The sequence below is a fragment of the Paenibacillus camerounensis genome (assembly GCF_000723885.1).
Taxonomy (GTDB): Bacteria; Bacillota; Bacilli; order Paenibacillales; family Paenibacillaceae; genus Paenibacillus_AQ; species Paenibacillus_AQ camerounensis.
Genome location: NZ_CCDG010000094.1, coordinates 1 through 11,473, shown reverse-complemented (window position 1 = coordinate 11,473; position 11,473 = coordinate 1). Strand labels below are relative to the sequence as shown.

The 11,473-nt window shown below is 53.3% G+C and carries 13 protein-coding genes; 7 read left to right on the top strand and 6 right to left on the bottom strand.

Annotated elements, in window-relative coordinates; translation table 11 throughout:
- Nucleotides 1-169: 169 nt before the first annotated feature.
- Both BN3772_RS27770 and BN3772_RS27765 read left to right on the top strand, forming a co-directional pair.
- Entirely contained in the window at nucleotides 170-769 is a 600-nt protein-coding gene (locus BN3772_RS27770; RefSeq protein WP_042203635.1) for a DUF1349 domain-containing protein, read from the top strand.
- A 125-nt stretch (nucleotides 770-894) separates the two neighbouring features.
- Entirely contained in the window at nucleotides 895-1,110 is a 216-nt protein-coding gene (locus tag BN3772_RS27765; RefSeq protein ID WP_042203632.1) for a hypothetical protein, read from the top strand.
- 14 nt (nucleotides 1,111-1,124) lie between these two features.
- Here the strand turns inward: BN3772_RS27765 and BN3772_RS27760 are convergent, their stop codons facing one another.
- From BN3772_RS27760 to BN3772_RS27750, 3 genes are all read right to left on the bottom strand, one after another.
- The gene (locus BN3772_RS27760) at nucleotides 1,125-1,640 is read right to left on the bottom strand and encodes a MogA/MoaB family molybdenum cofactor biosynthesis protein (protein ID WP_042203631.1); all 516 of its coding nucleotides are present in this window, start codon (nucleotides 1,638-1,640) and stop codon (nucleotides 1,125-1,127) included.
- A 66-nt stretch (nucleotides 1,641-1,706) separates the two neighbouring features.
- Complete coding sequence (locus tag BN3772_RS27755) at nucleotides 1,707-2,330, bottom strand: YczE/YyaS/YitT family protein (RefSeq protein WP_042203630.1); 624 nt, start codon at nucleotides 2,328-2,330, stop codon at nucleotides 1,707-1,709.
- Entirely contained in the window at nucleotides 2,327-2,773 is a 447-nt protein-coding gene (locus tag BN3772_RS27750) for a GNAT family N-acetyltransferase (RefSeq protein ID WP_042203627.1), read from the bottom strand. The genes BN3772_RS27755 and BN3772_RS27750 overlap by 4 nt, the downstream gene beginning before the upstream one ends.
- 177 nt (nucleotides 2,774-2,950) lie before the next feature.
- Here BN3772_RS27750 and BN3772_RS27745 point away from each other — a divergent pair, with 177 nt between their 5' ends.
- The 5 genes from BN3772_RS27745 (at nucleotide 2,951) to BN3772_RS27725 (ending at nucleotide 6,750) form a co-directional block, all read left to right on the top strand.
- Nucleotides 2,951-3,979, top strand: a complete 1,029-nt coding sequence (locus BN3772_RS27745; RefSeq protein WP_042203626.1) for a CobW family GTP-binding protein — start codon at nucleotides 2,951-2,953, stop codon at nucleotides 3,977-3,979.
- An 82-nt stretch (nucleotides 3,980-4,061) separates the two neighbouring features.
- Nucleotides 4,062-4,409: a four-helix bundle copper-binding protein gene (locus BN3772_RS27740; RefSeq protein ID WP_042203624.1), complete on the top strand. Its 348-nt coding sequence runs from the start codon at nucleotides 4,062-4,064 to the stop codon at nucleotides 4,407-4,409.
- 203 nt (nucleotides 4,410-4,612) lie between these two features.
- Nucleotides 4,613-5,536 (top strand): ATP-binding cassette domain-containing protein, encoded by a 924-nt coding sequence (locus tag BN3772_RS27735; protein ID WP_052380730.1) that lies wholly within the window; start codon nucleotides 4,613-4,615, stop codon nucleotides 5,534-5,536.
- On the top strand, nucleotides 5,533-6,243 hold the full coding sequence (locus BN3772_RS27730) for a hypothetical protein (RefSeq protein WP_042203623.1): 711 nt from the start codon (nucleotides 5,533-5,535) through the stop codon (nucleotides 6,241-6,243). Before BN3772_RS27735 ends, BN3772_RS27730 begins: the two co-directional genes overlap by 4 nt.
- 39 nt (nucleotides 6,244-6,282) lie before the next feature.
- The gene (locus BN3772_RS27725; RefSeq protein WP_042177360.1) at nucleotides 6,283-6,750 is read left to right on the top strand and encodes a hypothetical protein; all 468 of its coding nucleotides are present in this window, start codon (nucleotides 6,283-6,285) and stop codon (nucleotides 6,748-6,750) included.
- Here the strand turns inward: BN3772_RS27725 and BN3772_RS27720 are convergent.
- From BN3772_RS27720 to BN3772_RS27710, 3 genes are all read right to left on the bottom strand, one after another.
- Entirely contained in the window at nucleotides 6,740-8,020 is a 1,281-nt protein-coding gene (locus BN3772_RS27720; RefSeq protein WP_042203620.1) for a DNA glycosylase AlkZ-like family protein, read from the bottom strand. The two genes, BN3772_RS27725 and BN3772_RS27720, sit on opposite strands and share 11 nt — an antisense overlap.
- A gap of 118 nt (nucleotides 8,021-8,138) precedes the next feature.
- Nucleotides 8,139-10,226 (bottom strand): ABC transporter ATP-binding protein, encoded by a 2,088-nt coding sequence (locus tag BN3772_RS27715; protein WP_086074792.1) that lies wholly within the window; start codon nucleotides 10,224-10,226, stop codon nucleotides 8,139-8,141.
- Between the two features lie 81 nt (nucleotides 10,227-10,307).
- The coding region (locus BN3772_RS27710; RefSeq protein ID WP_042203616.1) for an ABC transporter ATP-binding protein at nucleotides 10,308-11,473 on the bottom strand (1,166 nt) is incomplete at its 5' end.

The window sequence follows — 11,473 nt, the reverse complement described above, 5'->3', positions numbered from 1 at the left end:
CCTGACAGAGCTCTGTCAGGCTGTGTTTTTGCCTGCAGAGAAGTTTTCGCTTGTGCAGATGAAGGAAAGCGGCGTTTTCAGCCGAATTGGATAGAGTAGCATTCATAATGGGTACAGTTAAGCTTCGGCAATTCTATTCAATTAAATCCGGTAAAGGAGCGTGCAGGAAATGAAAAAGGTGGACTGGCAGGCTGGCATCTGGAGTAATGAACCACATTCTGTAGCGGACCAGAACGGTAAGCTGATTGTTCAGGCGGTGGAGGGCAGTGATTACTGGCAGAAAACGATGTACGGATTCCAGCATGATAACGGTCATGCGCTGCTCGCGGAATGGAGTGAAGGAACTGCTGTGGAGGTCAGCTTCAGTGCCGTAAGCCTCACCGAGCTGTATGACCAGGCAGGCATTATGCTGTGGCACAGCCCGCTGCAATGGATCAAGGCAGGGGTCGAAATCAATGACGGCGTGCCGCATATCGGCGCTGTGGTGACAGATCAATATTCAGACTGGTCCCTGTCACCGGTACCGGATTGGGCTGGCCGTACAATCACGATCCGCGCCTCACGCCTGAAGGATGCGGTCATTATCAGAGCCAGAACCGATGATCAGCCCTGGCGGACGATCCGGGTCGCCCGATTCCCTTACACGTCAGGGGTACAAGCCGGACCGATGCTGTGTGCCCCGACCAGACCCGGACTCAGAGTCGAGTTTACAGGCTGGGTAATCACGTCTCCGGATACGGACGTCCACGATGAGCCACCAGGGGAATAAAGCTGCTGCAGGCAGATAACGGTTACTGAAGCAATGGGTCTGCGAAGCTGTGCATACTTTTCTGATCTCTCAGCCATCCTTAGAATACAGGATTTAGAATCAGGTTAGCTGAGAGGAGGGAGCTTATGAAAAGCCCTATGGTATTCCTGCTCGTAAGTGCATTGACGGCGGGGATTCTATTTAACATTCATTCAGGTACTGCTACTATTATGCTGAAACCGTCCATCTCCGGCAGCCGCGTTCTTCTGTATACCTCGATGAACAAAGAGAAGGGGAAGTATACGGAAAAGGTTAAAGCACTGCTTAATCAAGTGCTGGATGGTCTGCACGCTTCACATTAGCCATGGGCTCCACGCTATTCCTTCTTGTAAATCTCCCGCATTACATGGCGCAGCTCCGGGATAATCAGCCGGCTCATGGCCAGCTTGATTGCTCCGGTGGAGCCTGGCATCGAGAAGACTGCTGTACTGCCGATTGTGCCGGCGATGGCCCGGCTTAGAATGGCGGCGGAGCCGATATCCTCCGTGAAGCTGAGCAGCCGGAAAATCTCGCCGAAGCCCGGCAGCGACTTATCGAGCAGCGATGCCACCGCCTCATAGGTGGTATCCCGGGGCGAAATTCCCGTGCCGCCGGTCAGCAGCACCGCTTCGATCCCGGAATGGACAGAGCTTTTATAGACCAGCTCGCGGATCTCCTCGTAATCATCTTTAACAATAGTACGACCTATAACCTGATAACCGGCTTCTTCTAGCATAGATGCCAGAAGCTGTCCTCCGGTGTCCGTGTCCATTGTCCGGGTATCGGAGACCGTAATGACATAACAGGCTACAGTCTGCGGGGCTTGCTTGCGGTGTTCATCGACAGATGACATATTATCCACTCCTAAAGTCCAAGGTCAGTTCCTTATCTTCTTAATTACCCATAATCTCCAAATTTATCAGGAGGGGTTCCTTGCATCTTTGTCTAAGGCCTTCTGTACAACCGGCATGAAAAAATTAAGGATGAAGCCGCCCAGGCAAACCGTCAGCAGTGTTCCGATCCCGATAGGCCCGTTAAATATAAAAGCTGCCACCAGAAACACGAAATAAATAAGTGTCCGGGACAAAAGGATGCTGCGCCCCGTTAGCTTCTGTAACAATAACGTTAACCTGTCTAAAGGGGAGGGTGCAAATTTGGCGTGCAGATATATAGCAGTCCCTAACCCTGTAACGATTAAGCCTAACACAAAACAAACCACTCTGCCGCCAAGCGGCTCTGGCTCAATCCGGCCATTCAGCATATACAGCCACATATCGATCCCCAGGCCGGTTACAAAAGCAGTAGCCAGGCCCAAAACCTCAGGTTTCGTTCTGGACAGGAAGCTGTTGCATATCAGCAGCAGCACGGCAATCAGGATCTCCCAGCTTCCTACGGTCAGCCCGACATTGCCGGAAAGCCCGACCAGGGTTGCATCAAAAGGAGATGCGCCAAGGCCGGATTGTATGGTCAGGGAGATTCCCAGCGTTAATATGAGCAGTCCGCCGATGAACAAAGAGCCTGCCAATAATCGTAATCTATTCATATCCGTGAAGCAATCAGCTCTTTAGTCATTAAAAAATGCGGAATCCCGTCCTCCATAAATTCTGCTGATGAAGCCTGATAGCCAAGCTTTTCATAGAATCCTTTTGCCTGTGTCTGGCCGTGTAATTTAACTTGCAAAAGCCCTTTCGCGGCAGCGAGTTCCTCCAGGCCGGCGATAATTTGCTTTCCGATCCCGAATGCCCGGTACGGAGGCAGAATACATATCCGCTCCAGCTTTCCTTTTCCGTCAGCAGCCCGGATTCTGCCTGTGCCCACCCGCTGCCCCTCAAAGACGGCCAAGATATGCACGCACCCGCTGTCCAGCGAATCGAATTCATCAAATTCATCAGCAAGAGGGACTCCCTGCTCCTCAACAAATACCTGCTTTCTTATGGAAAATGCAGCTGCTAGATCTTCTGGTGATGTAACGGCTTGAATATTCATTTCAGTCTCAACCCTTTCTTGGCGTATGAATCATTTACAAAGTATAATCAAAAACAATATTGTTGTAAATGCAATAATATTATTGCTTGAGAGAGAGGCGCCGTTATGTGCCTTGCTTGTGCAGTCAGACTGTAGTACACTCGCTACCATACGGAATTTTTGGGGGAGCGATGAAGCATGGAACAAGAGACCTTACCGGTTTATATATTGTCAGGATTTCTCGGAAGCGGCAAAACAACGCTGCTGCAGCGGCTGCTGGATCACTGGAAGGGACAGGGGCTGCGGCCGGCGGTGATTATGAACGAGCTGGGCGAGGTTAATCTGGATGGTCTGCTGGTGGAGCAGGAGGTGCCGATGGCGGAGATGCTGGGGGGATGCATCTGCTGCACAAGCCGCGGTGATCTCAGCACAGAGCTGACTACACTTGTCAAAAAGGAAGCACCGGATGTCGTTGTGATTGAAGCTACCGGCGCTGCGAATCCGCTCGAAATCGTCGATGCGGTGACGGAAACCTCGCTGTATCAGCAGGTGGAACTAAGAGGGCTGATTACCGTTGTCGATACTGCACATCTGCTGGAGCTGTACCGATCACAGCAGGGGGCAACCTACCGGCTGATGCAGGAGCAGATCCGCTGCGCCTCCGTGCTGATTCTGAACAAAACCGACCGAGTAAGTGCGGAGGAGGCTGCGGAAATTTCGGCTGTGCTGCGGAAATGGAATGCCTATGCTGAGATTCTGCCGGCTGTGCGCTGTGCGCTTGATCCGCAGTCCCTGCTTGGCGGTCTGGGCGGCGTACATTTGGATGGTGGAAGTGAGGACAAGGAAGCTTCCGGTGATGCTGCGTCTGCCACTGAAGCTGCCGGACAGCCGGGAAAAGCCCACCGGACCCATGACCACGTTATGGCGTATACCCATTATTTTAAAAATGCGGTGAACAGTGAGGCGTTTGAACGCTTCGTGAAGGAGCTGCCGCGCGATGTATACCGGGCCAAGGGAATCGTTACTTTCAGCGATACGGCCAGCCGGTTTTTATTCCAATATGCCTACAGGGAAGCTGATTTTATGAAAATTACCCCGCAAGGGGATGTGCCGGATGTGGCTGTATTCATCGGGGAGCATTTCTCATCAGGTGAGCTGCGTACGCAGCTGCTCCAGCTGGAGAATCGTCTTTATAACCGTCCCTCAGCGGTCAAAAGAAGCCTGTAATACGTTCTTAGATTGGTTCGTTCCTTTTCTTGCAGGTTAATACATAGGCATACCCTATTCGAATTGCAGGAGGTTTAAGGCTATGACCCGAATTCAATATCAGGAATGCATCGACGCATGTATTAAATGTATGAATGCCTGTAACTACAGCTATGTCTCCAGCCTGAAGGAATATGATCTTGCCTCGCTCCGCGAGAGCATCCGGCTCGACCGTGAATGTGCGGATATCTGTTCTTATGCCGTACAAGCGATGACCCGGCAAAGTCCGTTCGTGGTTGAAATCCTGCGTCTGTGCGCGGAAATATGTGAACGCTGTGCCGACGAGAGCAGCAGACATAGGCAGACTCATTGCCAGGAATGTATTGATGCCTGCCGCAATGCCGCAATGGCCTGCCGCCTGATCAGCGAAGCTGTTGAAGTATACGCCTAATGACATGAAAACTACATAAAACCGGAACGCTGCGGCTCTGCTGCTGTGTTCCGGCTTTTTTGTGTCTATCCGGCTTGCCGCATTGTTGGAAGCTGACAGGAAGAAGGAAGGAATCCGGCGAATATTATTGTAATAGAAGATAACAGACAGCTCCGCAGGGGGGTACCCTGTTCCTGCGTCTGGGCAGAAGGGAAGATATCCGTATGGCTTCATCCAATACGTTAATCACACTAACCGGTGCCACCAAAATATACGGACGCAGAGCCGTCCTGAATGAAGTCTCTCTCAGCTTTGAGGCAGGTACAGCCACCGCTCTGATCGGCCGTAACGGCTCCGGTAAGAGCACACTGCTGGCAGTTATGGCCGGTCTGCTAAAGCTTTCCTCAGGGATCTTGCAGCAGTCAAAGCCTAAGCTTAGAATCGGTTATGCACCGGAAGCCTTTACGGGAACGAAGCTGCCGGCTGAGCAATACTTACGCTATATGGGACAGATCAGCGGCATCCCGGATGCTCAGCTCGAACGCCAGATTACCGGATTGCTTGAAGCCTTCCAGCTGCAGCCGTTCCGGAAAGAGCCGGTAATCAGCTTCTCCAAGGGAATGCTGCAAAAGGTGAATCTGATTCAGAGCCTGCTGGGTGAACCGCAGCTGCTGCTGCTGGACGAGCCGTTATCCGGTTTGGACTTACCGGCGCAGCATACCCTGATTGACTGCCTGCAGGAGCTGAAGATGAAAGGAACAGCACTGGTCTTATCCGTTCATGAGCCCTTATGTGTGGAAGCGCTGGAAGCCGGAGTCCATGTGCTTCAGGCTGGCCGGACGTTAATGGTTACAAGTGCAGACAAGCTGCAGGGAACGCTCACTTCTTGTCTACTCTGCACCGAACTGGCACAACATGAGCAGCAGCTCATCACAGCTATGCCCGGTTATATTGCTGTCCGTCCTGTTCAGGCGGCTATGGCCGGGCGATGCACAGAATGGACTGTTGAAACAGCCTTCGCAGATACATTTCTCCTGCATATCCTCCAGCGCGGAGGTTCGGTCATTTCGGTGGAGCACGGGAGAAACCGTAACCTGCTTGAAGAGTGGATGGATCCCAAACAGAGTGTGGAGGAGAATGCCGGATGAGGCCGCTGATTGCCTATATGCTGAAAAGCTATTCAACCTCGCAGCGCTATTTTGCACCTGTTGCTGCGACAATTATATTCGTATTACTTCTATATACATATAAGCCGAACCCGGTTATGAGCAGTTATGCAGCTACCGGCATTCTATTATTCATCGGCTGCGCCTGGATGGGGATAAGCTTCCTTAATCATGAACAGGCGGTGCTGCGGCAGATTACAATTGTCCATATGCGCAGCAGTGTAAAATACAATCTGGGCGGCATACTGACGCTGGCTGTTCTAACCACGGTACTGTCTATGCTTGTAGTGTTGTATCCCGTTCTGACAGGGAACTTTGCCGAGCCGGCGGGACTCTACCGGTTGACGCTGGCTTTTGCCGGACATCTGCTGCTGGGAATGCTTGGAGTGTCCATTTCACTCTACCTGCAGGCTGCCTGGGTACCCAAAGCCAGCTATGCCACAGGCTTGCTGCTGATTATCCTGATTGTATCCATTAGCAGCTTCAAGCTGGCTGACTTCATCCCCGGCCCTGTTGTGCCGGTGCTGCTGCCTCCGGCTGCATTGCTGATGGATGTGCTTACGCATGCGGATGAACTGCCCCCGGCAGCGGTGCTAGGGACATTTGCCCATGCGTTAATCTACATATTGCTGCTCAGCGCATTCTATCTGTACCGCTCCGGACGCATGGATTATGGCAGGCATTTATGAGACAATAGATCAATAAAGAGTGAACAGGCGGGAGGAAAGATGAAGGATACAAAAGTACCGGAGAGTGAACAATCCAAGGAGCTATTTGCTTATTTCGGACTGGCGGTCTATTATTGTCAAGCTTTGGAGCAGCAGCTTACCAATCTGCTGCTGCTCACGAAGCTGTCTCAGGGAAAAACACCCACAGAAGCAGATCTCACTGAATTGTATCAGCGTAAGCTCAGTAATTCACTCGGCCAGCTCATCAAAGAAATCCAGCATCATTTTCCATTCTCGGAAGAAGAGACTAATCAGCTGCAGGATGTATGGAAGCAGCGTAACCATATCGTGCATGATTATTTCAAGGAACGCATTCAGCAGACCTTTACTCCGGCAGGCAGGGCGCACATGATCCGTGAGCTGAAACGGTTCAAGAACAAAGCCAGCAGACTGGAAATTAAGCTGCAGGGCTACTGCACGGAAATGTACGCCAAGCTGGGGCTGGAAGAGGAACGGTTCATTGAATAGAGCTGTATCTTAGTTGAACAGCCTCCTCCAGACCGGATAACCCGCAGCTCTGGACAGCCTCAGGAGCAAAGGTGACGCTGACCGCTCTGTTACAGCGTGCCAGTGCTGCGATGGCTGCAGCGGCTGCCGGAATCAGCTCAGCAGTTAAGGATTCTCCCGGCTCCCACCACCAGCGGACGATGCTCAGGACTCCGCTTTTCTTGTTCATAACCGGTTCTAACCGGGCAATAAACCGGTCGCCGTACAGAAAAGGGAGTACATAGTAGCCGTATTCCCGCTCTGCCGCCGGCTTGTATACCTCCCACCGGTACTGGAAGCCGAACAGCTGGCGGATCAGCTCTCTGTCCCACAGCAGATTATCAAGCGGAGCCAGCACGGCGGCGAATCCGTCTTCCTCAACAGCAATTGCGGAACTACCCCCGGCAGCAGCGCTCCCGTTCAGGACGGTCTCAAGCACGGGAACATCCGCAGTCCGCATATACAGCGGCAGCTTCACATCCTCCACACGCACCTCACGTATGCTGTCTGTCAGCAGCAGACGTTCCACAGCAGCGGTTCTTTCCTTGCTCTTTAACCCGGAAATGCCCAGCCAGCCGTCGCCGGATCTGTTCCACTGGAGGCCGATACTGCCGATCCGGCGCAGCACATACCAGTCGTGATGCTGTTCCGGCAGCGGATTCGGCTCCTCTGCATTTAGCAGATCTTCCGGCAGCAGCCTGGAAGTGAAATCGTAATAGCGGCGCGTATGCACCCGGTGGTGCACGCATACCTCGCCCCGAAAATACAGGGTCTCCAGCGCGGCACGGGTGACTCTGGCCGGAGCCCAGGCCCAGTCCATCTTCTCCTTGCCTTCCAGATCAAGCGAGGAGAGGGGGCCGCGGGCATCCAGCGCTTCCCGTACCTGCTCTATCGTCCTGAGCAGAAGCTCATCCCCCTGATGCCTGGCTGCTGCCGCCTTCCGCCGGCGGCTGAAATAAGGCCAGTCCTCCGAACAGTAGATGGACATATTCTTGTCCCAGCCGTCAATCAGCGTTCTATCCTTGTACAGAAGGTCATTTGCCATGGAAGGAACAAAATCCGGAATTCGTGCTTGCAGCACAAGCTCATGATTGTGCCCCGCAATGCTGAGCGGATCATACTGAATGCAGCCCACATGGCGGACATAATCATAGATGCTCTGCTTGCCGCGTCGCAGCATGCCGGGAACCAGCCGCTGGTGCAGCAGCAGGAACTGTCTGGCCTGGCGCTTGCTGAGAGAATAGGTAATCATCTTCTTGCCACCCCGCATATTATGTATTATTTCCCATTATACCCGAACGGATGTTCCGTATTCAAGCACAAAAAAAACCTGGCAGCCGTATGGGCTCCCAGGGGTCATAACCAATATGTTAGCTGTGCTTCAGCGACGGCTGCAGAACAGCTGCCGGCTTAGCCGGTGCCGCAGTGCCGGCGGTCTGAGCCGTACCAGCACCGGCTCCAAGCTGGAGCTGGTACATCCGGTAGTAACGGCCTTCCAGCGCCATCAGCTCTTCATGGCTGCCTCGCTCGACAATCTCGCCGTGGTGCAGCACCAGAATCTGGTCCGCACTGCGGATGGTCGACAGGCGGTGGGCGATGATGAACGTGGTCCGGCCTTTCTTCAGCACCTCCAGCGCTTCCTGAATGAGGCTCTCTGTCTCCGTATCAATATTGGAAGTTGCTTCATCCAATATGAGAATCGCCGGATCGAACGAGAGCGCGCGGGCGAAGGAGATCAGCTGGCGTTGTCCGGCAGACAGCGTGCTGCCTTTTTCCACTACCGGCTCATCAAAGCCCTTCGGCAGGTGGGCCAGCAGCTTATCCGCCCCGACCTCACGCAGCGCGCGTTCCACCCGTTCACGGCTGATGCGTTCATCGCCAAGGCTGACATTGGACGCGATGGTGCCGGTGAAGAGGTAAGGGTCCTGCAGCACGATCCCCATATGGCTGCGCAGCCACTGCTTGGGAATGGAAGTGACCTCTTGACCGTCAATCGTAATGCTTCCGCGCTGCGGATCATAGAAGCGGAACAGCAGATTGATGATCGAGCTTTTACCGGAGCCGGTGTGTCCGACCAGAGCTACAGTTTCGCCGGGATGCGCCTCGAAGGTGATGTCCTTCAGCACGAAATCCTTCTTGTAGGCAAAGGATACGTTGTTGAATTCGACTTTTCCCTTGTATCGCGGCATCGAGCCGTCGGTGACCGGTTCTCCCGGTTCATCCATCAGGGTGAAGACGCGGCCTGCAGAGACCATCGAGCTATCCAGGTTCGCAAGCTGGTTCACCATTCCGGTAATCGGCTGGAACATCCGTCCAAGCACATCGACAAACGCGTACAGCACGCCCAGTGACACAAAGGTTGAGCCGCCTAAGCTGCCAAAGCCGAAGTACCACAGGACCAGTACAAAAGAAAGATTACGCAGCGTGTTCACGAGATTGTGTGAGGTGAAGGCATTGAGATTAAGCATTTTGTTCTGATACTTCATATAATCATCGTTCAGGTGCTCGAATTCTGCGCGGCTCTGCTTCTGGCGGCGGAAAATCCGGATAATCGACATCCCCTGGATGGATTCGTTGATAATGGCATTAATCTCACTCAGCCGTGAGCGGATGATCGTATTGTATTTGGTCGCCACTTTGCGGTAGAGCACGATCCAGAGCACGATAATCGGCACGATGAACAAGCTGATCAGGCCAAGCTTCACATCGAGCAGGAAGAGCGCGATATATACACCGGTGATATTGATAATTCCTGTAAAAAAGTTGGACAGCACGGCAATGAACAGATCCTTGACGGCCTCTGTATCATTGGTGACCCGGGAGACGACCTTGCCCGCAGGCAGATTGTCAAAAAAGTGTACCGGCAGCCGTTGGATGTGGGCGTACACATCGGTACGAAGCTTGCGGATGACCTGATTGGCCGAGGACTGCAGCCAGTAGGTTTTGCCGAACTCTGCAAGAATGGAGATGACCAGGAAGATGGCATATAGCCCTACCAGCTCATAAATCCCGGGAAATTCCGGCTTGTAAAAAGCAAACACTTCATCCGCAGACAGCATCACGGCAGGATAGGTTGTAATTTGATCTCCGTATTTAACCTCCAGCGCCCCGTCCTTAAACGTTCGTTCGCCTTCTGCCTGGGCAACTGCTTCATTGATGAAATAGAAGCTTCTGCCTGACTGCAGCAGCCGGACCTCCCGGCCCTTGGCTTCACCCTCGGCAAAGCGGTCGCCGCGTTTGTAATAGTTATTGTTATATACTGCGGCCTCGTCAGGGGAGGCAGTCTGGAAGTAGGGCTGCTCAATGGCAAGCAGATGGTTGTCGATCATATTTTTGGCGATAAAAGGGCCGGCCAGCTCGGCGGCCACGCCGATGGTAAGCAGCAGAAGGGCTGCGATAAAGGTTTTTTTGGCAGTCAGTGCATACTGCAGCAGGCGTTTGCCTGTACTCTGTGTCAACGGTGACACCTCCTAAAGGGTTGTAAGTCCCAAGCTCTAATTCTGGTTATAAAATATCGGGCAAGACTTCAGGCTCCCGTCCTATTCACCGGTCAGGTTGTTCTCCACCTGCTGGCGGTCGAACTGCTCACGGTACCAGCCGTTTCTGTCCAGCAATTCCTGATGAGTGCCGCGCTCAATAATATGCCCGTTATCCAGCACAAGAATCAAATCGGCATGCTCAACGGCAGAGAGGCGGTGGGTAGAGATCAGCGTCGTTTTGCCGGCGCGTTCCTCACGGATGTTCTCAATAATCCGGGCTTCGGTCCGCGCGTCAACAGCGGAGAGGGCATCGTCGAGAATCAGAATGTCAGGGTTCGCGATAAAAGCCCTGGAGATTGAGACGCGCTGCTTCTGGCCCCCGGAGAGGGAGACGCCGCGTTCGCCGACCATCGTATCCAGGCCGTCGGATAAGGTGCCCAGGTCGTTCTGGAAGGCTGCAGCCGTAATGGCCTGCATGATCCGCTCGTCACTGGCCTGGTCATAGCCGAACTGGATATTCTCACGGACGGATTTGGAGAACAGAATCTGCTCCTGCGGAACATAGCCCATCCAGCCGTGCAACTGGTCGAGCGCGATTTTTTGAATGGGAACATCAGCAATCTTGATATCGCCCTTGCCGGTCGGATATTCATGGAGCAACTGCTTCAGCAGGGTGGATTTCCCGCTGCCTGTGCGTCCGACCACACCAAGCGTCTGGCCCTGGGACAGGGTGAAGCTGACTCCGCTCAAATTATCGACAGTGGAGGTAGGGTAACGGAAGGTTACATCCTCGAATTCGATCCGGGTCGGCTGAGCAACCGCTACCGGACTTGCTGCGTCTGCCACATCCGGGCGAGTGTTGGTCGTTTCGTCGATCCGCTCAAGCGAAGCGCCGCCGCGCTGCATGATATTGATCAGCTCGCCGATCGCGAACATCGGCCAGACAATCATCCCCAGATACATATTGAACGAGACTAGGTCGCCCAGTGTGATCTGATTACGGAATACGAGATAGATGCCATATGTAAGTGCGATGATATAGCTAAGACCCACACAGAAGCGGATGGTCGGCTCGAAAAAGGCATCTACACGTGCAACCGCCATATTTTTACGGTACACATCTTCAGTAATATCTGCAAAACGCTTCTCATCCAACCGCTCCTGCACATAAGCGCGGATAACGCGCACACCGGATACCGACTCCAGCACCTGGTCATTCATATCCC